The following is a 26,720-nucleotide window of genomic DNA, read 5'->3' as shown; positions in this document are numbered from 1 at the left end:
TGCTTTGGTGTCCGGCATCTCGGCAGAGTACCCAGTACTGTGACGGACCAATGGGTCCCAGTTGATTCCGAAGGGCGACGGATGGCCAACCGATGGCGGATGAAGTCGGTCGAGCAATCGATAGCCGACACCGACGAGCCAGACACCCGGCTACGCAAGGACCTGACCTGGCTGGACCTGGTCGTCTTCGGCGTCGCGGTGGTGATCGGCGCCGGTATCTTCACCGTCACGGCCTCGACGACCGGCGACATCACCGGCCCGGCCATCTGGATCTCGTTCGTCATCGCGGCCATCACCTGCGCGCTGGCCGCGCTGTGTTACGCCGAGTTCGCCTCCACGCTGCCCGTCGCCGGCAGCGCCTACACCTTCTCCTACGCCACCTTCGGGGAGTTCCTGGCCTGGATCATCGGGTGGAACCTGCTGCTGGAGCTGGCGATCGGCGCGGCGGTCGTGGCCAAGGGGTGGTCGAGCTATCTGGGCAACGTCTTCGGGTTTGCCGGGGGCACAACCGAGTTCGGGTCGGTCAACCTGGACTGGGGTGCGCTGCTGATCGTCGCCGGGGTGGCCACCCTGATCGCGCTGGGCACCAAACTGTCGTCCAGGTTCTCCGCGGTGATCACCGGCATCAAGGTGTCGGTGGTGCTGTTGGTGGTCGTCGTCGGCGCCTTCTACATCAAGGGCTCCAACTATTCGCCCTTCATTCCCAAGCCCGAGTCGGGGCACGAGGCCTCGGGCATCAATCAGTCGGTGCTGTCGCTGCTGACCGGGGCGCACAGCAGCCACTACGGGTGGTACGGCGTGCTGGCGGGCGCGTCGATCGTGTTCTTCGCGTTCATCGGTTTCGACATCGTCGCGACCATGGCCGAGGAGACCAAGCGGCCCCAGCGCGACGTCCCGCGGGGCATCCTCGCGTCGCTGGCCATTGTCACCGTGCTCTACGTCGCGGTCTCGGTGGTGCTGTCCGGCATGGTCTCCTACACCCAGCTCAAGACGGTCCCCGGCCACAAGCCGGCGAACCTCGCGACGGCGTTCACCGCCAACGGGATCCACTGGGCCAGCAAGATCATCGCGATCGGGGCGCTGGCCGGGTTGACCACCGTGGTGATGGTCCTGATGCTCGGGCAGTGCCGCGTCCTGTTCGCGATGGCCCGCGACGGACTGTTGCCGCGGCGGCTGGCGAAGACCGGTGCGCGCGGCACACCGGTCCGGATCACCGTGCTGGTCGCGGTGGTGGTGGCGGCGACGGCGTCGGTGTTCCCCATCGCCAAGCTCGAGGAGATGGTCAACGTCGGAACCCTGTTCGCGTTCGTGCTCGTCTCGGCCGGCGTCATGGTGCTGCGGCGCACCCGCCCGGACCTGGAGCGCGGCTTCCGGGCGCCGTGGGTGCCGGTCCTGCCGATCGCCTCGATCTGCGCCTGTGTCTGGCTGATGGTCAACCTCACCGCGCTGACCTGGGTGCGGTTCGGCGTCTGGCTGGCGGTGGGAACGGCGATCTACGTCGGCTACGGGTACCGGCACTCCGTGCAGGGCCGTCGCGAGGCCGACGGTGTCGCACCGCCCGCGCGCGCGGAACCCGACACCGTGCCGTAACGGCGCTGGTTTACAAAACCGCGTCTCGTGTCTAGACACGAGACGCAGTAGGCGATATTGTCAATCCCCAGAGTGGCGTGACTCACAAGGAGGTTTGGCATATGACCACACTCGAACGGCAGGTGCACCCGGAGGCGTCCGAGCCGCCGGTCTGGCGGGACAAGAAGCGGCACCTGTGGCTCATGGGGCTGATCGCGCCGACGGCGTTGTTCGTGGTGCTGCCGCTGGTCTGGACGATGAACTCACTCGGCTGGCAGACCGGCTCGCAGGCACTGCTGTGGATCGGGCCGATCCTGGTCTACGTCCTGCTGCCGATCCTGGACCTGCGCTTCGGGCCCGACGGGCAGAACCCGCCCGACGAGGTGATGGAGCAGCTGGAGAACGACAAGTACTACCGCTACTGCACCTACATCTTCATCCCGTTCCAGTACCTGAGCGTGGTCTTCGGCGCCTACCTGTTCACCGCCTCGAACCTGAGCTGGCTGGGCTATGACGGCGCGCTGGGCTGGGCGGGCAAGCTGGGCGTCGCCCTGTCGGTCGGCGTCCTCGGCGGCGTCGGTATCAACACCGCCCACGAGATGGGCCACAAGAAGGACGAGCTGGAGCGGTGGCTGTCCAAGATCACTCTGGCGCAAACCTGCTACGGCCACTTCTACATCGAGCACAACCGCGGCCACCACGTGCGCGTGTCCACCCCTGAGGACCCGGCGTCGGCGCGGTTCGGGGAGACGTTCTGGGAGTTCTTGCCGCGCAGCGTCTTCGGCAGCCTGCGCTCGTCGTTGCGGCTGGAGGCCCAGCGGCTGCGCCGGCAGGGGCGCAGCCCCTGGGACCCCAGGACGTATCTGTCCAACGACGTCCTCAACGCCTGGCTGCTGTCGATCGTGTTGTGGGGGGTCCTGATCGCGGTGTTCGGCCCGGCGCTGATCCCGTTCGTGGTCATCCAGGCCGTGTTCGGCTTCAGCCTGCTCGAGTCCGTCAACTACCTCGAGCACTACGGGCTGCTGCGGCAGAAGCAGGCCAACGGACGCTACGAGCGCTGCACGCCCGTGCACAGCTGGAACTCCGACCACGTGGTCACCAACCTGTTCCTGTACCACCTGCAGCGGCACAGCGATCACCACGCCAACCCGACGCGCCGGTACCAGACGCTGCGCAGCATGGAGGGCGCGCCGAACCTGCCGAGCGGGTACGCGTCGATGATCTCGCTGACCTACATCCCGCCGCTGTGGCGCAGGGTGATGGACCACCGGGTGCTCGAGCACTACGACGGCGACATCACCAAGGTCAACATCCACCCGCGGGCGCGCAAGCGGGTGCTGGCGAGGTACGGGGCATGAGTACCTACCGCTGCCCGGGCTGCGGCTACACCTACGACGAGGCGAAAGGCGCTCCGCGGGAAGGGTTTCCCGCGGGCACGCCGTTCGCCGACATCCCCGACGACTGGGGCTGCCCGGACTGTGCGGTGCGCGAGAAGGCTGATTTCGATTGCTTAGGAGTGAGCCGGTGAGCGACTACAAACTGTTCGTCTGCGTGCAGTGCGGATTCGAATACGACGAGGCCAAGGGCTGGCCGGAAGACGGCATCGCGCCCGGGACCCGCTGGGACGACATCCCCGAGGACTGGAGCTGCCCGGACTGCGGCGCGGCGAAATCCGACTTCGAGATGGTGGAGATCGCCCGCTCGTGATCGGCGCGAAAGCGGCTATTAAAGGGGCTATTGTCGCGCCTGTGAAGCGGATGCCCTACCCCGAGGCGTCGCGGGTGCTGCTGCGCGACTCGGTGCTGGACGCCATGCGGGAGTTGCTGCTGACCCGCGACTGGTCCGCCGTCACGCTATCGGACGTGGCCCGCGCCGCGGGCATCAGCCGGCAGACCATCTACAACGAGTTCGGTTCGCGGCAGGGCCTCGCGCAGGGTTATGCCCTGCGCCTGGCCGACCGGCTTGTCGACGCCGTGCAGGACGCCATCGACGCCAACGTCGGCAACATCTACGAGGCGTTCCTGCAGGGCTTCCGCGCCTTCTTCGCCGAGTCGGCGGCGGACCCGTTGGTGATCTCCCTGCTGACCGGGGTCGCCAAGCCGGACCTGTTGCAGATCATCACCACCGACAGCGGGCCCATCATCACGCGGGCATCGGACCGGCTGAGCGCGTTCTTCACCCAGAGCTGGGTGGCCACCAGCGACTCCGACGCCGGCGTGCTGGCGCGGGCCATCGTGCGGCTGGCGATGAGCTACGTCTCGATGCCGCCCGAGGCCGACCACGACGTGGCGGCGGACCTGGCGCGGCTGATGACGCCGTTCGCGGAGCGTCACGGCGTCGTCAACGTCCCCTGACGCCCGGCCGCGGCCGCCGACTACAGTGGCGCAAGAGCGCATACCTAAGCTAAGTAATCCGCTGGGAACCCAAGCCGTAGTAAGGAATGAGACTTTTATGACGACGACCGAAAGTTCGCTGACCGCCGACGTCCGCAACGGCATCGATTTCAAGGTCGCCGACCTGTCGTTGGCGGAATACGGTCGCCGGGACATCGAACTGTCCGAGCAGGAGATGCCGGGTCTGATGTCGCTGCGCCGCGAATACCACGACGTGCAGCCCCTCAAGGGGGCGCGGATCTCGGGCTCGCTGCACATGACGGTGCAGACCGCCGTGCTCATCGAGACCCTCGTCTCGCTGGGCGCGCAGGTCCGGTGGGCGTCCTGCAACATCTTCTCCACCCAGGACCACGCCGCCGCCGCCGTGGTCGTCGGCCCGCACGGCACGCCCGAGGAGCCCAAGGGTGTCCCGGTGTTCGCCTGGAAGGGCGAGACGCTGGAGGAGTACTGGTGGGCCGCCGAGCAGATGCTCACCTGGCCGGACGAGCCGGCCAACATGATCCTCGACGACGGCGGCGACGCCACCATGCTGGTGCTGCGCGGTGCGCAGTACGAGAAGGCCGGCGTGGTGCCGCCGGCGGAGGACGACGACCCCACCGAGTGGAAGGTCTTCCTGGAGCTGCTGCGCAAGCGCTTCGAGACCGATAAGGACAAGTGGACCAAGATCTCCGAGTCGGTCAAGGGCGTCACCGAGGAGACCACCACCGGCGTGCTGCGGCTGTACCAGTTCGCGGCGGCCGGTGACCTGGCCTTCCCGGCGATCAACGTCAACGACTCGGTGACCAAGTCCAAGTTCGACAACAAGTACGGCTGCCGGCACTCGCTGATCGACGGCATCAACCGCGGCACCGACGTGCTGATCGGCGGCAAGAAGGTGCTGGTCTGCGGCTACGGCGACGTCGGCAAGGGCTGCGCCGAGTCGGTCAAGGGCCAGGGGGCGCGCGTCGTCGTCACCGAGATCGACCCGATCAACGCGCTGCAGGCGCTGATGGAGGGTTACGACGTCGAGACGGTCGAGGACGCGATCGGCAGCGCGGACATCGTCATCACCGCGACCGGCAACAAGGACATCATCACCCTCGAGCACATGAAGGCGATGAAGGACTATGCGGTGCTGGGCAACATCGGGCACTTCGACAACGAGATCCAGGTCGCCGCGCTGGAGCGCTCCGGCGCCACGAAGACCAACATCCGCCCGCAGGTCGACGTGTGGACCTTCCCCGACAGCGGCAAGTCGATCATCCTGCTGTCCGAGGGGCGGCTGCTGAACCTGGGCAACGCGACCGGCCACCCGTCGTTCGTGATGAGCAACAGCTTCTCCAACCAGGTGATCGCCCAGATCGAGCTGTGGACCAAGAACGACGAGTACGACAACGAGGTGTACCGGCTGCCCAAGCACCTCGACGAGAAGGTGGCCCGCATCCACGTCGAGGCGCTCGGCGGCAAGCTGACCAAGCTCACCAAGGAGCAGGCGGAGTACATCGGCGTCGACGTCGACGGTCCCTACAAGGCCGACCACTACCGCTACTGAGTCAGGCCGCTCGCCGGACGTGAAACTAGTTTCACGTCCGGCACCGAGTGTGAAAGTAACGTCACGCTCGACGGCCCGATAGGCTCGGCGCCGTGCTGATCGCGATCGAAGGGGTGGACGGCGCGGGCAAGCGGACGCTGTCCGAGGGCCTGCGCAAGGCCTTCGAGGCGGCCGGGAAGTCCGTGGCCATCACGGCCTTCCCGCGCTACGGCAAATCGGTGACCGCCGACGTCGCGGCCGAGGCCCTGCACGGCCGGCACGGTGACCTGGCGTCTTCGGTCTACGCGATGGCGATGCTGTTCGCGCTCGACCGGGCGGGCGCCGTGGACGACATCGAGGCGCTGGTCCGCGACCACGACGTGGTGATCCTGGATCGCTACGTCGCGTCCAACGCCGCCTACAGCGCCGCGCGCCTGCACGAGGGGGCCGGCGGGGCGGCCGCCGCCTGGGTGCTCGAGCTGGAGTACCGGCGGCTGCGGCTGCCCGCGCCCGACTGGCAGGTGCTGCTCGCGGTGCCGGCGGAGCTGGCCGGGCAGCGCGCGCGCAGCCGGGCCCAGTCCGACCCGGGGCGGGCGCGTGACAGCTACGAACGCGACGACGAACTGCAGCTGCGCACCGGCGCGGTCTACGCGGAGCTGGCCGCCGCGGGCTGGGGCGGGCCCTGGCTGGTCGCCGACGCGGACGTCGATCCGGCCCGGCTGGCCGCCACCCTCATAGGTGCCAAGGACGTGCCGGCGACCGTCCGGGAGGGCACGCCGGGGGCGCCGGGCAGGGGTTTTTGACCGGATTTGGCTCCATATTTGCGGCTCGGCCCAAGAAACGCCCGTGTGGCGCGCCAATTTTGTCCCGATCTGGTGACACCATGGATGCCATGAGGCAAAGGATCTTAGTCGTCGATGACGACGCTTCGCTGGCCGAGATGCTCACCATCGTGTTGCGTGGGGAGGGTTTCGACACCGCGGTCATCGGTGACGGTACCCAGGCCCTGACTGCGGTGCGCGAACTGCGCCCCGATTTGGTACTCCTGGACCTGATGCTGCCGGGCATGAACGGCATCGACGTGTGCCGCGTGCTGCGCGCCGACTCCGGTGTGCCGATCGTGATGCTGACCGCCAAGACCGACACCGTGGATGTGGTGTTGGGTCTGGAGTCGGGCGCCGACGACTACATCATGAAGCCGTTCAAGCCCAAGGAGCTGGTGGCCCGGGTGCGGGCGCGGCTGCGGCGCAACGACGACGAGCCCGCCGAGATGCTTTCCATCGCCGACGTCGAGATCGACGTGCCGGCGCACAAGGTGACGCGCAACGGCGAGCAGATCTCCCTGACGCCGCTGGAGTTCGACCTGCTGGTCGCGTTGGCGCGCAAACCGCGCCAGGTGTTTACTCGTGATGTGCTGCTCGAACAGGTGTGGGGCTACCGGCACCCGGCGGACACCCGCCTGGTGAACGTGCACGTCCAGCGTCTGCGGGCCAAGGTTGAGAAGGACCCGGAGAACCCGACCGTGGTGCTGACCGTTCGAGGAGTGGGATACAAGGCCGGACCTCCGTGATCCGGGGGCGCCATTGATCTGGGGCTCTCGGCGACGCACTAGGAGCCGTTGGGGGCGCTCGGGCCCCATGACCCGCGGCATGGGTGCGGTGAGTCGCGCCGTCGCCGCTGCCTGGCGCCGGTCGTTGCAGCTGCGTGTCGTCGCGCTGACGCTCGGCATGTCGCTGGCGGTGATCCTCGCGCTCGGCTTCGTGCTGACCTCTCAGGTCACCAACCGTGTGCTCGACGTCAAGGTCAAGGCCGGCATCGAGCAGATCGAGCGCGCGCGCACCACCGTCGGCGGGATCGTCAGCGGCGAGGAGACGCGCTCGCTGGACAGCAGTCTGCAGCTGGCCCGCAACACGCTGACATCGAAAACCGACTCGGCGTCGGGCGCGGGGCTGGCCGGCGCGTTCGACGCGGTGCTGATCGTGCCCGGTGACGGGCCCCGCGCGGCGACCACGGCCGGCCCGGTCGACCAGGTGCCCAATGCCCTGCGCGGCTTCGTCAAGGCCGGGCAGGCGTCGTACCAGTACGCCACCGTGCACACCGACGGCTTCTCGGGCCCGGCGCTGGTCATGGGCACGCCGGCGTCGTCGCAGGTGGCCAACCTGGAGCTTTATCTGATCTTCCCGCTGAAGAACGAGCAGGCCACCATCACGCTGGTCCGCGGCACGATGATCACCGGCGGCGCGGTGCTGCTGGTGCTGCTCGCCGGGATCGCGCTGCTGGTGTCCCGCCAGGTCGTGGTGCCGGTGCGGTCGGCCTCGCGGATCGCCGAGCGGTTCGCCGAGGGGCACCTGTCCGAACGCATGCCGGTGCGCGGCGAGGACGACATGGCCCGGCTGGCGGTGTCCTTCAACGACATGGCGGAGAGCCTGTCCCGGCAGATCACCCAGCTCGAGGAGTTCGGCAACCTGCAGCGCCGGTTCACCTCGGACGTCAGCCACGAGCTGCGCACCCCGCTGACCACCGTGCGGATGGCCGCCGACCTCATCTATGACCACAGTGCCGACCTCGACCCGACGCTGGCGCGCTCCACCGAGCTGATGGTCAACGAGCTGGACCGGTTCGAGTCGCTGCTCAACGACCTGCTGGAGATCTCCCGGCACGACGCCGGTGTGGCCGAGCTGTCCGTCGAGGCGGTGGACCTGCGCACCACCGTGCAGAGCGCGCTGAGCAACGTCGGCCACCTGGCCGAAGACGCCGGCATCGAGCTGCTCGTCGACCTGCCGGAGGAAGAGGTGATCGCCGAGGTCGACACCCGGCGGGTGGAGCGGATCCTGCGCAACCTGATCGCCAACGCGATCGACCACGCCGAGCACAAGCCCGTGCAGATCCGGATGGGGGCCGACGAGGACACCGTGGCCGTCACCGTTCGCGACTACGGCGTGGGGCTGCGGCCCGGCGAGGAGAAGCTGGTGTTCAGCCGGTTCTGGCGGGCCGACCCGTCGCGAGTGCGCCGGGCCGGGGGCACCGGGCTGGGCCTGGCGATCAGCGTGGAGGATGCCCGTCTGCACCAGGGCCGGCTGGAGGCGTGGGGCGAGCCCGGTGAGGGCTCGTGCTTCCGGCTCACCCTTCCGCTGGTCCGCGGCCACAAGGTCACCACCAGCCCGCTGCCCATGAAGCCCATTCCGCCCACCGCGACGACGACGGGCCCGCAGCAGACCAAAGACCGGTCGCGGCAACGCGAACACGCCGAGAGGAGCGGGTGATGCGGCGCCTGCTCGGGCTGTTGGTCCTCGCAGTGGTGCTGGCCGGGTGCGCGGGGGTGCCCAGCTCGTCGGCTCCCCAGGCCATCGGCACCGTCGAACGGCCGGCGCCGTCGAACCTGCCCAAGCCGACGCCGGGCATGGATCCCGACGTGTTGCTGCGCGAATTCCTCAAGGCCACAGCCGATCCCGCGAACCGGCATCTGGCGGCCCGGCAGTTCCTCACCCAGTCTGCGTCCAACGCCTGGGACGACGCCGGCAGCGCCCTGCTGATCGACCACGTGGTATTCGTGGAAACCCGTGCCGCCGAACGGGTTTCGGCGAACATGCGGGCGGACATCCTGGGGTCGCTGTCGGACATGGGGGTGTTCGAGACCGCGGAGGGGGTGCTGCCCGACCCGGGCCCGATCGAGTTGGTCAAGACCTCGGGCGGGTGGCGGATCGACCGGCTGCCCAACGGGGTCTTCCTGGACTGGCAGCAGTTTCAGTCGACCTACAAGCGCAACACGCTGTACTTCGCCGACCCCACCGGCAAGACGGTGGTTCCCGATCCGCGCTATGTCGCGGTCGCCGATCACGACCAGCTCGCCACCGAGTTGGTCTCCAAGCTGATCGGCGGCCCGCGGCCGGAGATGGCGCACACCGTCCGCAACCTGCTCGCCCCGCCGCTGCGGTTGCGCGGGCCGGTGACCCGCGCCGACGGCGGCAAGAACGGGATCGGGCGCGGCTACGGCGGCGCGCGCATCGACCTGGAGAAGTTGTCCACCACCGATCCGCACAGCAGGCAATTGCTTGCCGCACAGATCATCTGGACGCTGGCCCGGGCCGACATCCGGGGCCCGTATGTGATCAACGCCGACGGCGCGCCGCTGGACGACAGGTTCGCCGAGGGCTGGACGACCTCCGACGTGGCGGCCACCGACCCCGGCGTGGCCGACGGCGCGGGCGCCGGGCTGCATGCCCTGGTGAACGGCTCGCTGGTGTCACTGGACGGGCAGCGCTTCACCAACGTTCCCGGGGCCTTCGGGCGGATGGGCGACCAGACCGGCGCGGCGCTGTCCCGCAGCGGGCGGCAGGTGGCGTCCGTCGTCACGCTGCACCGGGGCGCGCCCGACGAAGCGGCGTCGCTGTGGATCGGCGACCTCGGCGGCGAGGCGGTACAGTCCGCCGACGGGCACAGCCTGACGCGGCCCAGCTGGTCGCTGGACGACGCGGTCTGGACGGTGGTGGACGGCAACAACGTGCTGCGCGCGATCCAGGAGCCGGCCTCGGGGCAACCCGCCCGCATCCCGGTCGATTCCGTCGCCGTGGCCAGCCGCTTCCCGGGTCCGATCACCGACCTGCAGCTGTCCCGCGACAGCACGCGCGCCGCGATGGTGATCGGCGGCCAGGTGGTGCTGGCCAGCGTCGAGCAGACCCAGGCCGGACAGTTCGCCCTGACCTACCCGCGGCGGCTCGGCTTCGGGCTGGGCAATTCGGTCGTCTCGCTGTCCTGGCGCACCGGCGACGACATCGTGGTGACCCGCACCGACGCCAGCCATCCGGTGTCTTACGTCAACCTCGACGGGGTGAACTCCGACGCGCCGGCCCGCGGGCTGCAGATGCCGGTGCTGACCGTCGCGGCCAACCCGTCGACGATCTACGTCGGGGCCCCGCAAGGGGTGCTGCAGTACTCGGCGTCGGCGGCCGAAAGCCAGCAGGGCTGGTCGGAGGTGCCCGGGCTGACGGTGTTCGGGGCGGCCCCGGTGCTGCCGGGCTAGTGGCGATCGCAAGCGCGGCGGAGCCGGGCGCGGCGGGTCGCCACCATCGGGCTGACCGCCGCGGCCGGGGTTGTCACCCCCGCCCGCGACACTGGCGGTCATGCTTGACCTCATCCTGCCGCTGCAGTGCGGCGGTTGCGGGGCCCCGTCGACCCCCTGGTGTGACGCCTGCGCCAGGGAGCTGTCGGTGGCCGCCGACCAGCCGCACGTGGTGAGCCCGCGGGTGGACCCGCAGGTGCCGGTGTTCGCGATGGGACGCTACGCCGGCGCGCGCCGGCGGGCGATCCTGGGGCTCAAGGAGCACGGCCGCGGCGACCTCGTGGGACCGTTGGCGGCCGCGCTGGCCACCGGCGTGCACCGGCTGCTGTCGTGGGGGATCGTCGAGACCCCGCTGACCGTCGTGCCGGCTCCGACGCGTCGTTCGGCGGCGCGCCGGCGCGGCGGCGACCCGGTCACCCGGCTGGCGCGCACCGCCGTGTCCGGCCACCCGGCCATTGCCGTCGTCCCGGCGCTGCGGATGCGGGCGCTGGTTCGCGACTCGGTGGGTCTGGGCATCACCGCCCGCGAGCGCAACGTCGCGGGCCGGGTGCTGCTGCGGGGACGGCGACCGGTCACCGAGGTATTGATCGTCGACGACATCGTCACCACCGGGGCGACGGCGCGCGAGTCGGTGCGGGTCTTGGGCGCCGCCGGCGTGCGGGTCGCCGCCGTGCTCACGGTCGCTGTCGCGTGAGGCTGTGCGGTCGCCAAGAGTATGTGAAGAACTCGCAACAGCTCCGCGAAATCAGTGGCATGGCGAGGCGAACAAGAGCTAACGTCGAGAACAACATCAATCGACTCACTGGTCTGACTCACTGGTCGCGACATTCCCAGGTTGAGACCCCACTCGCGGGAAGGGGTGAGTATTCGACACCTTGCATCGGCGAGCAGCCTGCGGCGGTGACTTGTTGAAAGGACCGCTCTCCCACCTCGTCGGCGCGTCGTAGTAAGCCGGGCACGCAGGGCGCGTGCGACGTGAGAGAGAAACGAGTTGTCACGTATGTCAAGGCTATCCGTGGATTCCGGTCAGATTCTCGACCAACCGCCGACGCACACCGACGGCCAAGCCCAATCGACGACCGATGCCGAAGTCGTCATCAAGGGTCGCAATGTAGAAATCCCTGACCACTACCGCGTCTACGTCTCCCAGAAACTCTCCCGCCTCGAGCGGTTCGATCGCTCCATCTACCTCTTCGATGTCGAGCTCAAACACGCGCCCAACCGGCGCCAGCGCAAATCGTGTCAACGCGTGGAGATCACCGCCCGCGGCCGTGGGCCGGTAAGCCGGGCCGAGGCCTGTGCCGACAGTTTCTACGCGGCGTTCGAGTCCGCGGTCGACAAGCTGGAGAACCGGCTGCGCCGCGCCAAGGACCGCCGCAAGGTCCACTACGGCGACAAGACGCCGGTCTCGCTGGCCGCCGCCACCGCGGTGGTGCCGGCGCCGCCGCGCGAACCCGGGCCGGAGCCGCCCGTCGACCATGATGGCGCCGAGACCGACCACGAGCCCGGGCGCATCGTGCGGACCAAGGAGCACCCGGCCACGCCGATGACGGTCGACGACGCGCTCTACGAGATGGAGCTCGTCGGGCACGACTTCTTCCTCTTCCACGACAAGCAGACCGAACGGCCATGCGTGGTCTACCGCCGCCACGGCTACGACTACGGGCTGATCAGGCTCGCCTGAGCAGGCGATCCTGAGGTTGGGCGGCCCTCGCGGGGTTGTCACCTACCATGGGAGTCGCCTTATAGAGACTCCTACCAACAGGGGACAACACCGTGCTGTCGAAGTTGCTGCGCCTCGGCGAAGGTCGCATGCTCAAGCGTCTCAAGCGGGTGTCTGACTACGTCAACACCTTGTCCGACGAGGTCGAAAAGCTCACCGACGCGGAGCTGCGCGCCAAGACCGACGAGTTCAAAAAGCGGCACGCCGACGGCGAGAGCCTCGACGACCTGCTCCCCGAGGCGTTCGCGGTGGCCCGCGAGGCGGCCTGGCGGGTGCTCGACCAGCGCCCCTTCGACGTCCAGGTGATGGGCGCGGCGGCGCTGCACTTCGGCAACGTCGCCGAGATGAAGACCGGTGAGGGCAAGACCCTGACCTCGGTGTTGCCCGCCTACCTCAACGGCATCGGCGGCAAGGGCGTGCACGTCGTCACGGTCAACGACTACCTGGCCAAACGCGACAGCGAGTGGATGGGCCGCGTGCACCGCTTCCTCGGCCTGGACGTGGGCGTGATCCTGGCCCAGATGACGCCCGACGAGCGGCGGGTGGCCTACAACGCCGACATCACCTACGGCACCAACAACGAGTTCGGCTTCGACTACCTGCGCGACAACATGGCGCATTCGCTGGACGACCTAGTCCAGCGCGGGCACAACTTCGCGATCGTCGACGAGGTCGACTCCATCCTGATCGACGAGGCCCGCACCCCGCTGATCATCTCCGGGCCCGCCGACGGCGCCTCGAACTGGTACCTCGAGTTCGCCCGGCTGGCGCCGCTGATGGAGAAGGACGTCCACTACGAGGTCGACCTGCGCAAGCGCACCGTCGGCGTGCACGAACTCGGCGTCGAATTCGTCGAAGACCAGCTCGGCATCGACAACCTCTACGAGGCCGCCAACTCGCCGCTGGTCAGCTACCTCAACAACGCGCTGAAGGCCAAAGAGCTGTTCAACCGCGACAAGGACTACATCGTCCGCGACGGCGAGGTCCTCATCGTCGACGAGTTCACCGGCCGCGTGCTCTACGGCCGCCGCTACAACGAGGGCATGCACCAGGCCATCGAGGCCAAGGAACACGTCGAGATCAAGGCCGAGAACCAGACGCTGGCCACCATCACGCTGCAGAACTACTTCCGGCTCTACGACAAGCTCGCCGGCATGACCGGTACCGCCCAGACCGAGGCCGCCGAGCTGCACGAGATCTACAAGCTGGGCGTGGTGCCGATCCCGACCAACAAGCCGATGGTCCGCACCGACTGCTCCGACCTCATCTACAAGACCGAGGAGGCCAAGTACATCGCGGTCGTCGACGACGTCGCCGAGCGCTACGAGAAGGGCCAGCCGGTCCTGATCGGTACCACCAGCGTGGAGCGCTCGGAGTACCTGTCGCGGCAGTTCCAGAAGCGCCGCATCCCGCACAACGTGCTCAACGCCAAGTACCACGAGCAGGAGGCGGGCATCGTCGCGGTGGCCGGCCGCCGGGGCGGCGTCACGGTGGCCACCAACATGGCCGGCCGCGGTACCGACATCGTGCTGGGCGGCAACGTCGATTTCCTCACCGACCTGCGGCTGCGCGAGCGCGGCCTCGACCCGGTGGAGACGCCCGACGAGTACGAGGCGGCCTGGCACGAGGAGCTGCCCAAGGTCAAGGAGGAGGCCGGCAAGGAGGCCGCCGAGGTGATCGAGGCCGGCGGCCTGTACGTGCTGGGCACCGAGCGGCACGAGTCGCGTCGCATCGACAACCAGCTGCGCGGCCGCTCCGGCCGGCAGGGTGACCCGGGCGAGTCCCGTTTCTACCTGTCGCTGGGCGACGAGCTCATGCGCCGGTTCAACGGCGCCGCGCTGGAGGCGATGCTCAACCGGCTGAACCTGCCCGACGACGTGCCGATCGAGGCCAAGATGGTCACCCGCGCGATCAAGAGCGCCCAGACCCAGGTCGAGCAGCAGAACTTCGAGGTCAGAAAGAACGTCCTCAAGTACGACGAGGTGATGAACCAGCAGCGCAAGGTGATCTACGCCGAGCGCCGCCGCATCTTGGAGGGCGAGAACCTCAAGGAGCAGGCGCTGGACATGGTCCGCGACGTGGTCACCGCCTACGTCAACGGTGCGACCGCCGACGGCTATGCCGAGGACTGGGACCTTGAGGCGTTGTGGACCGCGCTCAAGACGCTGTACCCGGTCGGCATCGACCACGAGACCCTGATGCGCCTGGACGGTGACTCCGAGCGCGACGACCTCACCCGCGAGGAGCTGCTCGACGAGCTGCTCAAGGACGCCGAACGCGCTTATGCGGCAAGGGAAGCCGAGCTCGAGGAGATCGCGGGCGAGGGCGCGATGCGGCAGCTGGAGCGCAACGTGCTGCTCAACGTCATCGACCGCAAGTGGCGCGAACACCTCTACGAGATGGACTACCTCAAGGAGGGCATCGGGCTGCGCGCCATGGCGCAGCGCGATCCGCTGGTGGAGTACCAGCGCGAGGGCTACGACATGTTCATGGCGATGCTCGACGGCATGAAGGAGGAGTCGGTCGGGTTCCTGTTCAACGTCACCGTCGAGGCGGTGCCGTCGCCGCAGGTCGCGCCGATGGAAGCGCCGGAGGGGCTCAAGGACCTCGGAACCGCGGCAGACCAGGGCGACATCGCCCCCTCGGTGCGCGAAGAGCCTCCAGCCCAGTTGCGCGCCAAGGGAATCGACGACCAGCAACCGGCCCTGACCTATTCCGGCCCGTCCGAGGACGGCTCGGCGCAGGTGCAGCGCAACGGCGGCGACGGCCAGAAGACGCCGGCGGGCGTCGCGGGTGGAGGCTCCCGGCGTGAGCGCCGTGCGGCCGCAAGGCAGCAGGGTCACGGGGCCAAGCCGCCCAAGTCGGTCAAGCGCCGCTAAGGCTTCGCTTCTGAACGCCGAGCGTGAAGTTGGTTTCACACTCGGCGCCGAGCGTGAAACCAACTTCACACTCGGCGTGCGGCAGGCGGCCGGCTTCACACCCCGACTGGTCAAAAATGCCTAGGGTCCCCTTGCGCCAAGATGAGGCAATCGACCTATAGGCGGGCGCGGGCGCGCGGCGGACACTTAGCCCATGAGGCGATATCTGACGCTTGGCTACGGCGCCGCGGCGTACCTGCTCTTTCTCGCGGCCTTCCTGTATCTCATCGGTTTCGTGGGCAACCTGGCGGTGCCACGAAGCGTCGACCGCGGACTCCCCGCATCCATCGCCGAGGCGGTGCCGGTCAACACGGCGCTGATCGCCGCGTTCGGGGTCCAGCACAGCGTGATGGCCCGGCCCGCGTTCAAGCGCTGGTGGGTCCGCGTCGTGCCGTCGCCGATCGAGCGCAGCACCTACGTGCTGCTGTCCAGCGCGGTGTTGGCCCTGTTGTACTGGCAATGGCGAACGATGCCGACCGTCTTCTGGGACGTGCGGGTGCCCGCCCTTCGCGCGGTGCTGTGGGCGCTGTTCTGGCTCGGCTGGGCGATAGCGCTGCTGGCGACGTTCCTGATTAACCATTTCGACCTGTTCGGGCTCCGGCAGGTGTATTTGGCGTCGCGCCAAAAGCCCTACACCAGCGTCGAATTCCGCGTCCGCCTGCTCTACCGCGTGGTGCGCCACCCCCTGATGCTCGGGATGGTCATCGCGTTCTGGGCCGCGCCCGTCATGACGGCCGGGCATTTGCTGTTCTCGATCGGCATGACGTGCTACATCCTGATCGCCACGCAGCTGGAGGAGCGTGACCTGGTCGCATCGCTGGGCCCCCAATACCGCGATTACCGGCGCGAGGTGTCGATGCTGCTGCCGATACCGCGCCGCCAGCCCGCGGGGGTGGCCCGGCAGGGCTGACTCTTCAGGAGTTCTCTAGGAGCCCCGCGATCCGGAGACCGCGCCACCGGCCGACCTGTCAGGATTGACGGTATGGATGTCAAGGAGGTGCTGCTACCGGGGGTCGGCCTTCGCTACGAGTTCACCGATCACAAGGGCGACCGCATCGGCATCATCGCGCGGCGAAGCGGCGACTTCGAGGTTGTCGTGTATGCCCGCGACGATCCGGACGAGGCGCGGCCGCTCCTGCAACTCAGTGACGAGGAGGCCGAGGCGGTGGCCCAGATCCTGGGGGCGCCCCGGATCGCCGAGCGGTTCACCGAGCTGGCCCGCGAAATACCCGGACTCGAGACCGGTCAGGTCCACATCCTGGCCAGCAGCCCGTTCGTCGGGCACCCCTTGGGCGACACCCACGCCCGCACTCGAACCGGCGCCTCCATTGTCGCGATCGTGCGCAACGAGGAAGTGCTCGCCTCGCCCGGGCCGGCCGAAATGCTTTACGCCCGAGACGTTTTGATCGTGATCGGCACTCAGGACGGAATCGCCGGCGTCGAGCAGATAATCGACAAGGGCTGAGCCGGTGCAGGTTTCGTGGGCGCTGTTGCTACAACTCGGCGCCCTCCTGGCCACGCTGGCCGTGTTGGGCGCCGTCGCACGCCGATTCGCGTTGTCCCCGATCCCGGTGTACCTGCTCGCCGGCCTGTCGCTGGGCAAGGGCGGGATCCTGCCGCTGGAGGCCGGCGGCCAGTTCATTACGACGAGCGCGCCCATCGGCGTCGTGCTGCTGCTGCTGACCCTGGGCCTGGAGTTCTCGGCGGCCGAATTCGCCGCCAGCCTGCGCCACCACCTGCCGTCCGCGGGCGTCGACGTCGTCCTCAACGCGGCGCCCGGCGCGGTCGCCGGCTGGCTGCTGAGGCTGGACGGCGTGGCGATCCTGTGTCTGGCCGGGGTCACCTACATCTCCTCCTCGGGCGTCATCGCCCGCCTGCTGGAGGACCTGCACCGGCTCGGTAACCGGGAGACGCCGGCCGTGCTTTCCGTGCTGGTCCTCGAAGACTTCGCGATGGCGGCCTACCTGCCGCTGTTCGCCGTGCTGGCCGCCGGCGGCGGCTGGCTGCACGCCGTCGTCGGCATGGTGGCGGCGGTGGCCGCACTGCTGGCCGCCTTCGCCGCGTCCTATCGCTGGGGCCATCACGTCGGCCGGCTGGTCGAACACCCCGACTCCGAACAGCTGCTGCTCCGGGTGCTGGGCATCACCCTGATCGTGGCGGCCATCGCCGAATCCCTGCACGCGTCGGCCGCGGTGGGCGCCTTCCTGGTGGGCCTGACGCTGACCGGGGAGACCGCCGATCGGGCGCGTCGCGTGCTCGGCCCGCTGCGGGATCTGTTCGCCGCCATCTTCTTCCTGGCGATCGGCTTTTCGGTCGACCCGCACGCGCTGGTCCCGATGCTGCCCGCGGCGCTGATCCTGGCCGCGGTGACGGCGGCCACCAAGGTCGCCACCGGGGTGTTCGCCGCCCGGCGCGACGGGGTGGCGCGGCGCGGGCAGCTGCGCGCGGGCACCGCGCTCATCGCCAGGGGCGAGTTCTCGCTGATCATCATCGGCTTGGCGGGCACGTCGATCCCGGCGGTCTCCGCGCTGGCGACGTCGTACGTCTTCGTCATGGCGATCGCGGGGCCGGTGCTCACCCGCTACACGGGCGGTCCGCTGGCGCCCAGCGCCGGTCCGGTGCGCTGACCCGTCGGGTCAACCGATGTGCAGGGCCACCACCAGCCACCGGCCGCCGCCACCGGGCGCCCGCTCGACGCGGCAGGCGATCGCGTGGATCCGGTCGCCGCGGCTGTAGGAGCCGGAGACCTCGGCCGCGGCCTGGGGGTCCCCATGACCGGCCGGCTGCAGACGCATCCGCCGCAGCACCGCGGCGCCCTCGTGGCCGGCGGTCGTGTGGCCCACCGCGACCACGGAATCCACCAGGCTGGGTGTCAGCAACGGGCGCAGCTGGGCGGCCGGGCGGCGCCGGTCGATGACTTCGAGCACCCGCCGCAACGCGGCGTCGGCAAAGGCCGCGGCCTGCCGCATCTGCGGCGACGCGGCGGCGCGGGGCTCCGTCGCCGGCCTTCCCGGCGGGTGGGGCCGGCGCGGCGCGTGGGAGCTGCGCCGTAGCGACGGCGCGCGGGACGACCGCCGGCAGGCCGCGGCATTCGGCGGTACCTCCTGTGCCGGAGGCTCGTAGTCGACGACGGGCAGGACGGCGAAGGCGTCGGGCTGACCCACGACAGGACCGGTGTTCAACGCGCACTCTCCAACTCATCGGCCGGGACCGGAAGCCCGCTGGAGAGTGGCAGGCAGTGGTCATCATGGCACAACTCGGGCGCGCGCGTACCCGCGCTCGGCCCGGCCCCGCCCAGCCGATTACCGTGGGCGGGAAATCTCGTGTAGCGACGCCGGCGATGATTCGACGAGGAGGACGGCTCGCATGGTGACCCGGTTGTCCCCGGCGGACGCGGCGTTTTTCCGGCTGGAGAACACGGCCACCCCGATGTACGTCGGATCGCTGTCGATCCTGCGCCGCCCGCGCGCGGGATTGAGCTACGAGACGCTGCTGTCCACGGTCGAACGGCGGTTGCCGCAGATCCCGCGCTACCGGCAGAAGGTCCGTGAGGTGCGGGTGGGCTCGGCCCGGCCCGTGTGGATCGACGACGCCGACTTCGACATCACCTACCACGTGCGGCGCTCCGCGCTGCCCTCCCCGGGCAGCGACGAACAGCTGCAGGAGCTGGTCGCCCGCCTGGCCGCCCGGCCGCTGGACAAGTCGCGGCCGCTGTGGGAGATGTATCTGGTCGAGGGCCTGTCCAAGAACCGGGTCGCCCTCTACACCAAGTCGCATCAAGCCTTGATCAACGGCATGGCGGCGCTGGAGATCAACCACGTCATCGCCGATCGCACCAAACGCCCCCCGGCCCTGCCTGAGGACATCTGGGTCCCGGAACGCGACCCGGGCAACGCGCGGCTGATCTTCGGGGCCGTCGGCGACTGGTTCGTGGGGCCGACCACCCAGCTGCAGGCCGTCGGGTCGACCATCGGCGGGTTGGTGACCAACCCTGGTGAACTGCTGGCCGCGGGTCGCCGGGTCGTCGATTTCGCGCGGACCGTGGCGCGCGGCACCGCGCCGAGCAGCCCGCTGAACGCCAACGTGTCGCGCCACCGGCGGTTCACGGTCGCGAGCTGCAACCTGGAGGACTACCGCACCGTGCGCGCGCGCTACGACTGCGACGTCAACGATGTGGTGCTCGCGGTGATCGCCGGCGCCCTGGGCAACTGGCTGATGTCACGGGGGGTGGCGGTGTCGGCGACCGCCACCGTGCGCGCGATGGCGCCCCTGTCCATCTACGCCGAAGGCCAGCTCGATGCGAGCGGACCCGGCCAGGCTATCGGCCAGGTGATGCCGTTCCTGGTGGACCTGCCGGTGGGGGAGCCCAACCCGGTGGTGCGGCTGTCGCAGATCGCGCACGCCACCGAGTCGAACCCGACGGCCGCGCGCCTGGTGGACGCCAGGACCATCGTCACCCTGTCGGGATTCGCGCCGCCCACGCTGCACGCCATGGGCATCCGGGTCGCCACCAGTTTCCCGAGCTTCTCCAGGCGGACGTTCAACCTGCTGATCACCAATGCGCCCGGGGCCCAGTCGCAGATGTACATCGCGGGCACCAAGCTGCTGGAGACCTACGCCGTCCCGCCCCTGCTGCACAACCAGGCGCTGGCCATCAGCGTGACGTCCTACAACGGCATGCTGTATTTCGGCATCAACGCCGACCGCGAGGCGATGAGCGACGTCGAGCTGCTGCCCGGCCTGCTGAGCCAGTCGCTCGAGGAATTGCTGGAGGCTTCCCGGTAATTGGTCACAGTGAAAAGCGATGGCCGGTTCTATCATTCGTTGATGTGAGCACCGCGACGAAGAGCGCCAAGGCGAAGGCGGCGAAATCAACTGCGCCGAACGCGCCCAGGATTTCCGACGAGGTATACCAAGCCGAATTATTCCGGTTGCAAACCGAATTCGTGAGGCTGCAAGAGTGGGTGCGCCATACCGGCCAGCGCCTGGTGGTCGTTTTCGAAGGCCGCGACGGGGCGGGCAAGGGCGGCACCATCAAACGAATCACCGAATACCTCAATCCGCGCGTCGCCCGCATCGCGGCGCTGCCCTCGCCGACGGACCGGGAACGCGGCCAGTGGTATTACCAGCGCTACATCGCCCACCTTCCCGCCAAAGGGGAGATCGTGTTGTTCGATCGGTCGTGGTACAACCGCGCCGGCGTGGAGAAGGTCATGGGATTCTGCACGCCCCAAGAGCATGCGCTGTTTTTGCGGCAGACCCCGATCTTCGAGCAGATGCTCATCGACGACGGGATTCTGCTGCGCAAATACTGGTTTTCGGTTTCGGAGGGCGAGCAGCTCCGGCGGTTCAAGGCCCGGCTGAACGACCCTGTGCGGCAATGGAAACTGAGCCCGATGGACACCGAATCGCTGTACAAGCGGGAGGATTATTCACGCGCCAAGGATGAGATGATGGTGCACACCGATACCCCGGTCAGCCCTTGGTATGTGGTGGAATCGGACATCAAAAAGCACGCGCGCCTGAATATGATGGCGCACCTGCTGTCTACGATCCCGTATCACGACGTCGAGCGGCCGCGCGTCAAACTGCCAAAGACGCCGGTGGTGAGCGGCAACTACCGGCGCCCGCCGCGCGAGCTGTCCAAATACGTCGACGACTACGCGGCCACACTGATTGGGGATTCGTGACGATCGCGAGAGCGGCGGGGCCGGTCGAAGCGGGTCGGCAGATGTCACTATGACGCTCGTCTACATTCCGGCCACGCTGGCGATGTTGCAGCGGCTCGTCGCCGACGGCTCGGTACGGCCCGTCAACGGCACCGCATTCGCGCTGACACCGGCCCTGCGTGAGGCGTACGCCGAGGGCGACGACGACGAGCTCGCCGAGGTCGCGCTGCGTGAGGCGGCGCTGGCTTCGCTGCGCCTGTTGGCCGATGACGCGGGCGCCAGCGGGTCCCTGCCGCCGCGGCGCGCGGTGCTGGCCGCCGAGGTCGGCGACGTCAGCTACCGGCCGGACCTCGACGACGCGGTGGTGCGGCTCGGCGGGCCGGTCGCGCTTGCAGACGTGATCGCCGCGTACGTCGACAACGCGGGCGCCGAGCCGGCGGTGACGAAGGCGATCGAGGCGATCGACGCCGCCGACCTGGGTGACGAGGATGCCGAGTTGATCGTCGGCGACGCGCAGGACCACGACTTGGCGTGGTACGCCAACCAGGAGCTGCCGTTCCTGCTCGAGCTGCTGTAGGGCCGCGCATGCGGACCCGGCGGCGTCGCGTCTCTGGGCCTAACATGCAGCCATGAACCAGGGGTCATTGCCGCGACATGCCCGGCGTCCCAACTCGTGCGACGCCGCATCGCCTCGATGACGCAGCCACCAGCGCGACAGGTCGGCCTGTCCATCGACCGCGTCGAGGGTCGTGCCAAGGTCCCCGGGCGTGCCCGCTACACCGCCGATACGGTCGTCGATTCCGTCGCGCACGCGGCCCTCGTGCAGTCGCAGATCCCGCGGGGGGCGGTCACCGTCGAGTCACTGCTCGCCGGCGCCGACCGCGCCGCGGCGGCACCGGGTGTCCTGTACGTGCTGACGCCACTGAATTGCCCTCCACTGCACACGCTTCCACAGGACCTCACGTTCGACGTGCCCATCGAGCGGCGGCCCCCGCTGTCGGACCTGACGGTTCACCACGTCGGGCAGCACATGGCGCTCGTGGTTGCGGACTCGCCGGAGCGCGCGACGTATGCGGCGTCACTTTTCGATCTGCACTACGAGCACCGCCCGGCGACGCTGAGCGCCGCCGAGACGCTGACCCGGCCGCAGCCACCCGACGAACAGGACGGCCGGATTCGGTACGGGAGTTACCTGCCCGACCACTTCGTGAAGCTGGAGGAGGAGAAGCTGCAGGACCGCCGCGGTGCACCTGATGAGCCGCCCCTGCCGCACCGGATCGACTCCCACTACGCGACACCGCGTAACGCGCACTATCCCATCGAATTGTCCTCGACCATCGCCGCCTGGGAGGGTGACCGGCTCACCGTCCACGACACCACCCGCTGGATCACCGGGGAGCGGTCCGTGCTCGCCGGGTACCTGGGCATACCCGAGGCGAATGTCCGGGTGATCGCACCGCTGGTCGGTGGGGCGTTCGGGTCGAAGAGCTTTCTGTGGATGCACGTGGTGCTGGTCGCCGTCGCGGCCCGCGCGGTCGGTAGGCCGGTCAAGCTCGTCCTGAGCCGCAACCAGATGTTCTCCTCGACCGGGCACCGGCCGCGCACCGAGCAGCGGGTGACGCTCGTTGCCGCGGACAGCGGACTGCTGGGCAGCACCGAACATCACACCGTCACCGAGACATCCACCGTGGCCCACTTCTGCGAGCCGACGGGGCTGTCGAGCAGGTTCTTGTATCACTCGCCCCGGCTGGTCGTCTCGCACCGGGTCGCGCGCATCAACGCGCCCACGCCGTGCTTCATGCGCGGGCCGGGGGAGGCGCCCGGCTTGTTCGCCCTGGAGTCGGCCATGGACGAACTGGCCTACGAGCTGGGGGTGGACCCGCTGTCGCTCCGCATCCGCAACCACGTGGACTTCGACCAGCCCAGCGGGAAGCGCTGGTCCGGTGAGCACCTACGGGACTGCTACACCCTGGGCGCCGAGCGATTCGGTTGGGACAAAAGGCCATTGGCGCCCCGCTCGTTGTCGGATCGGGGAATACAGATCGGCTGGGGAATGGCCACCGCGACCTACCCTGGTCGGCGGATGCCGGCCTCCTGCAGCGTGGCCACCACAGCGGACGGGCTGGTGCGCTTCGCCTCGGCGACCCACGAGCTCGGCACCGGGGTGCGCACGGCGATGAGCCAGGTTGCCGCCGACGCGTGCGGACTGCCGTTGTCGCAGTTGAGGTTTGCCTCCGGAGACTCGGATTATCCCGATGCGCCGTATAGCGGCGCCTCCCAGACCACCGCAACGGTCGGCTCGGCGGTGTTCGCGGCGGCGGCGGAATGGAAGCGACGGCTGCTCAGGCTGGTCAGCGACGACGAAGGGACCCCTTTCCACGGCTTGGCGCCGGACCGGCTCACCGTCGCCGACGGCGACGTGGTGGGCCCCGGCGGCAACCCGCGGATCCCGGTGACGGGGTTGCTCGACCGCGGGGCCGAGCGCTACCGAACAGAGCTGAGCTTCAACATGTCCGCCGACGCGGGCGATCAACGCGACGCGATCTCGCAGTCCTTCGGTGCGCATTTCTGTGAAGTCGAAGTCGACGAGCAGATCGGCCGCGCGACCGTGACACGCTGGGTCGCCGTGCTGGACTGCGGCCGCGTCCTCAACCCGAAACTCGCGCGCAGTCAGGTGATGGGCGGCATCACGTTCGGCTTGGGCATGGCGCTGATGGAGCAGGTCCCGTACGACGCGGCCACCGCACAGTTGATCGGGGAGTATTACGTGCCCACCCATGCCGACCGTCCCGACTTCGACGTCTCCTTCGTGGACACCCCCGATTTCGGGTTGGATCCACTCGGCGTTCGCGGGATCGGGGAGATCGGGGTGTGCGGTGTCCCGGCGGCCATCGCCAACGCCATCTTTCACGCCACCGGCCGCAGGTTGCGCGAGCTGCCGATCACCGTCGAACATCTCATGACACCGTTTGCGACGCCGGAGGGGAACGGCTGATGGAGGCAGCTGCCGAATGCGAGATCGCGCTGGGCGTCAACGGTACGACGCATCGGGTACTCGTGGACGTCCGCACCACACTGCTCGACCTGCTGCGAGAGCGCTTGGGATTGACCGGCACCAAGAAGGGTTGCGATCACGGGCTGTGTGGCGCTTGCACGGTGACCGTGCGCGGGGAGCGGGTGCTCAGTTGCCTGTCGCTGGCCGTGTCGATCGATGGCGCGGAAGTCCTGACCATCGAGGGCGTCGCCGACGGCGACGATCTGGATCCGCTTCAGGAAGCGTTCCTCGAGCACGACGGTTTTCAGTGCGGCTACTGCACCGCGGGCCAGATTTCGTCGGCGCGTGCGATGCTGCGCGAACACGCTCGCGGCGATCTGTCCATGGCTTCCTTCGAAGGTGACCGCCAGGCGGCGCTGAACGGTTCGATCCCGCTGACGGAGAACGAGATCAAGGAACGCATGGCCGGAAACATCTGCCGGTGCGGGGCATACGCCAACATCGTCGACGCGATCGCGGCGGTTGCCGAGGCGAGGCCACAGTGAAGACGTTCGCCTATCAGCGCGCCACCTCGGTGGCCGACGCGATCACCGCGGCGGTCCAGACGGGGGGCGTGTATCTCGCGGGCGGTACCAATCTCGTTGACCTGATGAAATATGGCGTCGTCCAGCCGTCGGCGCTGATCGATATCGGCCGACTCGGCCTGACCTCGGTGACGGCGACCGAGTCGGATGGGGTGTACATCGAGGCGGGCGTCACCAACAGCGCGCTCGCCAACCACACGCTGATCCGAACCCGCTATCCCGTTCTCTCCCACGCGATTCTGAGCGGCGCGACCACCCAGCTACGCAACATGGCGACCGCGGGCGGCAACCTGCTGCAGCGCACCCGCTGCCCTTACTTCATGGACACCGACTTCGCGAAGTGCAACAAGCGCGCACCCGGTTCGGGCTGCGCAGCACTGGACGGCTTCAACCGGGAGCACGCCGTTCTCGGCGCGGGGCCGCGGTGCGTGGCCACAAACCCCTCCGACATGGCGGTGGCCTTGGCGGTGCTCGACGCCGTTGTGCACGTGGCGGGCCCCGGGGGCGTGCGCCGTGTGCCGATCGGCGAGTTCTTCCGCCTGCCCGGCGATACACCGGAGATCGACAACGCCCTCGAGCCCGCCGAATTGATCGTCGGCGTCGAATTGCCGCCGTCGCCCTACGCGGCGAAATCCTGGTACCTCAAGGTGCGGGACCGGCACAGTTATGCGTTCGCGTTGGTATCGGTGGCGGTCGGCCTCGCGCTGTCCGACGGCGTCATCACGTCGGCGGCCATCGCACTGGGCGGCGTAGCGCCCAAGCCGTGGCGGTTGATCGAATCGGAGGCCACGCTGGTCGGGAACGCGCCGGGTCCGCAGGCGTTCCGTGCCGCCGCCGAAGCCGCCATGTCCGGTGCGCAACCGTTGAGCCAGAACGCATTCAAGATCGACCTTGCCCGCCAAGCCGTGGTCCGGGCGTTGAAGCTCGCCACCAGTGCGGCCGGCTAGGTTGCTCCACCGCGAGGGCGGGCGATCGGCAGGGCCCGGCCCGAGGGTGTGATGTGATCGCGCCCACCGAACGCTGGCTACGCAACCGTAGGTTACGGTACCGTAGGTTTCGTGAGGCCCACAGAGTCGACCACAATGGTGAGTGCAAGCAAGACGCAGCATCGTGAGCAGGAGCTTCCCCTGGGCAGACGTAACCCATCGATCGCGGGCAACGTCGTCGACACCAAGCGGCCGGTGGTCGCGGGTGCCGAGCGACACCCCGGCTGGCACGCGCTGCGCAAGCTGGCCGCGCGCATCACCACGCCGCTGTTGCCCGACGACTATCTGCACCTGGCCAACCCGCTGTGGTCGGCACGCGAGCTGCGGGGCCGCATCCTCGAAGTGCGCCGCGAGACAGAGGATTCGGCGACCCTGGTGATCAAGCCGGGATGGGGCTTCAACTTCGACTACCAGCCGGGCCAGTACATCGGGATCGGCCTGCTGATGGACGGGCGCTGGCGCTGGCGGTCGTATTCGCTGACCTCCAGCCCGGCCGAGACGTCCGGATCGGGCTCCGCGCGCACCGTGACCATCACCGTCAAGGCGATGCCCGAAGGATTCCTGTCCACCCACCTGGTGGCGGGCGTCGAGCGGGGAACCATCGTCCGGCTGGCCGCCCCGCAGGGCAACTTCGTGCTGCCCGACCCGGCGCCGCCGTCCATCCTGTTCCTCACTGCCGGATCGGGGATCACGCCGGTGATGTCTATGCTGCGAACCTTGGTGCGCCGCAACCAGATTGGTGACATCGCGCACGTGCACTCCGCGCCCACCGAGTCCGACGTCCTGTTTCGCGCCGAGCTGGCGGCGCTGGCCGTCGAACATCCGGGCTATCGCCTCACGCTTCGGGAGACCCGCTCGCAGGGCCGTCTCGACCTTGCGCTGCTGGACCGCGAGGTGCCGGACTGGCGCGACCGCCACACCTGGGCCTGCGGGCCGGAGGGCATGTTGGCCCAGGCGGAGAAGCTCTGGTCGGCGGCGGGCATCGGCGACCGGCTGCACCTGGAACGCTTCGCCGTGTCCAAGGCCGCGCCCGCGGGCGCCGGCGGCACGGTCACCTTCGCCCGGAGCGGTCGCGCCGTCGCCGCCGACGCCGCGACGTCGTTGATGGACGCCGGCGAGGGCGCCGGCGTGCAGATGCCCTTCGGCTGCCGGATGGGTATATGTCAGTCGTGCGTGGTCGGCCTCGTGGAGGGCCACGTGCGTGATTTGCGCACCGGCGCGGAGCACGACCCGGGGACGCGGATTCAGACGTGCGTGTCTGCCGCCTCGGGCGATTGTGTGCTCGACATCTAAGTGCTACTCACAGGTAACCTA

The 26,720-nt window shown here is 68.8% G+C and carries 24 protein-coding genes; 23 read left to right on the top strand and 1 reads right to left on the bottom strand.

The window, feature by feature from the left end; genetic code table 11:
• The first annotated feature begins 81 nt into the window (after positions 1-81).
• The 16 genes from C1737_RS13270 to C1737_RS13195 all read left to right on the top strand — a co-directional run bounded on the left by C1737_RS13270 (position 82) and on the right by C1737_RS13195 (position 17,799).
• Complete coding sequence (locus C1737_RS13270; RefSeq protein ID WP_068093626.1) at positions 82-1,590, top strand: APC family permease; 1,509 nt, start codon at positions 82-84, stop codon at positions 1,588-1,590.
• A 101-nt stretch (positions 1,591-1,691) separates the two neighbouring features.
• A complete protein-coding gene (locus tag C1737_RS13265) occupies positions 1,692-2,927 on the top strand; it encodes an alkane 1-monooxygenase (protein ID WP_102418614.1) in 1,236 nt (411 codons plus the stop codon).
• Positions 2,924-3,097, top strand: coding sequence for a rubredoxin (locus C1737_RS13260; RefSeq protein ID WP_082972805.1), 174 nt, complete (start codon positions 2,924-2,926; stop codon positions 3,095-3,097). The genes C1737_RS13265 and C1737_RS13260 overlap by 4 nt, the downstream gene beginning before the upstream one ends.
• On the top strand, positions 3,094-3,276 hold the full coding sequence (locus C1737_RS13255) for a rubredoxin (protein WP_007168093.1): 183 nt from the start codon (positions 3,094-3,096) through the stop codon (positions 3,274-3,276). Before C1737_RS13260 ends, C1737_RS13255 begins: the two co-directional genes overlap by 4 nt.
• A 50-nt stretch (positions 3,277-3,326) precedes the next feature.
• On the top strand, positions 3,327-3,923 hold the full coding sequence (locus tag C1737_RS13250; protein ID WP_102419932.1) for a TetR family transcriptional regulator: 597 nt from the start codon (positions 3,327-3,329) through the stop codon (positions 3,921-3,923).
• 97 nt (positions 3,924-4,020) lie between these two features.
• Entirely contained in the window at positions 4,021-5,493 is a 1,473-nt protein-coding gene (gene ahcY, locus C1737_RS13245; RefSeq protein WP_067925371.1) for an adenosylhomocysteinase, read from the top strand.
• A gap of 92 nt (positions 5,494-5,585) precedes the next feature.
• Positions 5,586-6,275 (top strand): dTMP kinase, encoded by a 690-nt coding sequence (locus tag C1737_RS13240; protein WP_067925374.1) that lies wholly within the window; start codon positions 5,586-5,588, stop codon positions 6,273-6,275.
• A gap of 80 nt (positions 6,276-6,355) precedes the next feature.
• Entirely contained in the window at positions 6,356-7,042 is a 687-nt protein-coding gene (gene mtrA, locus C1737_RS13235; RefSeq protein ID WP_067925378.1) for a two-component system response regulator MtrA, read from the top strand.
• Between the two features lie 13 nt (positions 7,043-7,055).
• Positions 7,056-8,735, top strand: coding sequence for an MtrAB system histidine kinase MtrB (mtrB, locus tag C1737_RS13230; protein ID WP_102418613.1), 1,680 nt, complete (start codon positions 7,056-7,058; stop codon positions 8,733-8,735).
• Positions 8,735-10,492, top strand: coding sequence for an MtrAB system accessory lipoprotein LpqB (gene lpqB / locus C1737_RS13225; RefSeq protein ID WP_197509090.1), 1,758 nt, complete (start codon positions 8,735-8,737; stop codon positions 10,490-10,492). Before mtrB ends, lpqB begins: the two co-directional genes overlap by 1 nt.
• Before the next feature lie 100 nt (positions 10,493-10,592).
• Positions 10,593-11,225, top strand: a complete 633-nt coding sequence (locus C1737_RS13220) for a ComF family protein (protein WP_102418612.1) — start codon at positions 10,593-10,595, stop codon at positions 11,223-11,225.
• Between the two features lie 321 nt (positions 11,226-11,546).
• Positions 11,547-12,215 (top strand): ribosome hibernation-promoting factor, HPF/YfiA family, encoded by a 669-nt coding sequence (gene hpf, locus C1737_RS13215; RefSeq protein WP_067919064.1) that lies wholly within the window; start codon positions 11,547-11,549, stop codon positions 12,213-12,215.
• Positions 12,216-12,307: 92 nt separating this feature from the next.
• Positions 12,308-15,133, top strand: coding sequence for a preprotein translocase subunit SecA (secA, locus tag C1737_RS13210; protein WP_102418611.1), 2,826 nt, complete (start codon positions 12,308-12,310; stop codon positions 15,131-15,133).
• Positions 15,134-15,326: 193 nt separating this feature from the next.
• Positions 15,327-16,082, top strand: coding sequence for a methanethiol S-methyltransferase (gene mddA / locus C1737_RS13205; RefSeq protein ID WP_102418610.1), 756 nt, complete (start codon positions 15,327-15,329; stop codon positions 16,080-16,082).
• A gap of 72 nt (positions 16,083-16,154) precedes the next feature.
• The gene (locus C1737_RS13200) at positions 16,155-16,637 is read left to right on the top strand and encodes a cation:proton antiporter regulatory subunit (protein ID WP_067919067.1); all 483 of its coding nucleotides are present in this window, start codon (positions 16,155-16,157) and stop codon (positions 16,635-16,637) included.
• A gap of 4 nt (positions 16,638-16,641) precedes the next feature.
• Positions 16,642-17,799, top strand: coding sequence for a cation:proton antiporter (locus C1737_RS13195; RefSeq protein ID WP_102418609.1), 1,158 nt, complete (start codon positions 16,642-16,644; stop codon positions 17,797-17,799).
• 9 nt (positions 17,800-17,808) lie between these two features.
• Here the strand turns inward: C1737_RS13195 and C1737_RS13190 are convergent, their stop codons facing one another.
• Entirely contained in the window at positions 17,809-18,354 is a 546-nt protein-coding gene (locus C1737_RS13190) for an Rv3235 family protein (protein WP_102418608.1), read from the bottom strand.
• A gap of 184 nt (positions 18,355-18,538) precedes the next feature.
• Here C1737_RS13190 and C1737_RS13185 point away from each other — a divergent pair, with 184 nt between their 5' ends.
• From C1737_RS13185 to C1737_RS13155, 7 genes are all read left to right on the top strand, one after another.
• The gene (locus C1737_RS13185) at positions 18,539-19,957 is read left to right on the top strand and encodes a wax ester/triacylglycerol synthase family O-acyltransferase (RefSeq protein ID WP_067919070.1); all 1,419 of its coding nucleotides are present in this window, start codon (positions 18,539-18,541) and stop codon (positions 19,955-19,957) included.
• A 44-nt stretch (positions 19,958-20,001) separates the two neighbouring features.
• The gene (gene ppk2, locus C1737_RS13180; protein WP_068057281.1) at positions 20,002-20,862 is read left to right on the top strand and encodes a polyphosphate kinase 2; all 861 of its coding nucleotides are present in this window, start codon (positions 20,002-20,004) and stop codon (positions 20,860-20,862) included.
• A gap of 49 nt (positions 20,863-20,911) precedes the next feature.
• The gene (locus C1737_RS13175) at positions 20,912-21,418 is read left to right on the top strand and encodes a hypothetical protein (protein WP_067919073.1); all 507 of its coding nucleotides are present in this window, start codon (positions 20,912-20,914) and stop codon (positions 21,416-21,418) included.
• 117 nt (positions 21,419-21,535) lie between these two features.
• Complete coding sequence (locus C1737_RS13170; protein WP_102418606.1) at positions 21,536-23,836, top strand: xanthine dehydrogenase family protein molybdopterin-binding subunit; 2,301 nt, start codon at positions 21,536-21,538, stop codon at positions 23,834-23,836.
• Positions 23,836-24,381: a (2Fe-2S)-binding protein gene (locus tag C1737_RS13165; RefSeq protein WP_102418605.1), complete on the top strand. Its 546-nt coding sequence runs from the start codon at positions 23,836-23,838 to the stop codon at positions 24,379-24,381. Before C1737_RS13170 ends, C1737_RS13165 begins: the two co-directional genes overlap by 1 nt.
• On the top strand, positions 24,378-25,367 hold the full coding sequence (locus C1737_RS13160; protein ID WP_102418604.1) for a xanthine dehydrogenase family protein subunit M: 990 nt from the start codon (positions 24,378-24,380) through the stop codon (positions 25,365-25,367). The genes C1737_RS13165 and C1737_RS13160 overlap by 4 nt, the downstream gene beginning before the upstream one ends.
• Before the next feature lie 138 nt (positions 25,368-25,505).
• Complete coding sequence (locus C1737_RS13155; protein WP_369807562.1) at positions 25,506-26,699, top strand: ferredoxin reductase; 1,194 nt, start codon at positions 25,506-25,508, stop codon at positions 26,697-26,699.
• The last annotated feature ends 21 nt before the right edge of the window (positions 26,700-26,720 follow it).

Origin of the sequence: Mycobacterium sp. 4858, from assembly GCF_900240975.1 — a bacterium.
Lineage (GTDB): Bacteria > Actinomycetota > Actinomycetes > Mycobacteriales > Mycobacteriaceae > Mycobacterium.
This window is presented reverse-complemented; position numbering and strand designations above follow the sequence as displayed.

Bases quoted from the DNA above. Each gene is read 5' to 3' on its own strand.
- C1737_RS13185 (WP_067919070.1), top strand. From the start codon at position 18,539: ATGGTGACCCGGTTGTCCCCGGCGGACGCGGCGTTTTTCCGGCTGGAG.
- C1737_RS13260 (WP_082972805.1), top strand. From the start codon at position 2,924: ATGAGTACCTACCGCTGCCCGGGCTGCGGCTACACCTACGACGAGGCG.
- C1737_RS13170 (WP_102418606.1), top strand. From the start codon at position 21,536: ATGACGCAGCCACCAGCGCGACAGGTCGGCCTGTCCATCGACCGCGTC.
- C1737_RS13175 (WP_067919073.1), top strand. From the start codon at position 20,912: ATGACGCTCGTCTACATTCCGGCCACGCTGGCGATGTTGCAGCGGCTC.
- C1737_RS13250 (WP_102419932.1), top strand. From the start codon at position 3,327: ATGCCCTACCCCGAGGCGTCGCGGGTGCTGCTGCGCGACTCGGTGCTG.
- lpqB (WP_197509090.1), top strand. From the start codon at position 8,735: ATGCGGCGCCTGCTCGGGCTGTTGGTCCTCGCAGTGGTGCTGGCCGGG.
- C1737_RS13220 (WP_102418612.1), top strand. From the start codon at position 10,593: ATGCTTGACCTCATCCTGCCGCTGCAGTGCGGCGGTTGCGGGGCCCCG.
- mddA (WP_102418610.1), top strand. From the start codon at position 15,327: ATGAGGCGATATCTGACGCTTGGCTACGGCGCCGCGGCGTACCTGCTC.
- C1737_RS13265 (WP_102418614.1), top strand. From the start codon at position 1,692: ATGACCACACTCGAACGGCAGGTGCACCCGGAGGCGTCCGAGCCGCCG.
- C1737_RS13165 (WP_102418605.1), top strand. From the start codon at position 23,836: ATGGAGGCAGCTGCCGAATGCGAGATCGCGCTGGGCGTCAACGGTACG.
- ahcY (WP_067925371.1), top strand. From the start codon at position 4,021: ATGACGACGACCGAAAGTTCGCTGACCGCCGACGTCCGCAACGGCATC.
- mtrA (WP_067925378.1), top strand. From the start codon at position 6,356: ATGGATGCCATGAGGCAAAGGATCTTAGTCGTCGATGACGACGCTTCG.
- C1737_RS13200 (WP_067919067.1), top strand. From the start codon at position 16,155: ATGGATGTCAAGGAGGTGCTGCTACCGGGGGTCGGCCTTCGCTACGAG.
- C1737_RS13270 (WP_068093626.1), top strand. From the start codon at position 82: ATGGCCAACCGATGGCGGATGAAGTCGGTCGAGCAATCGATAGCCGAC.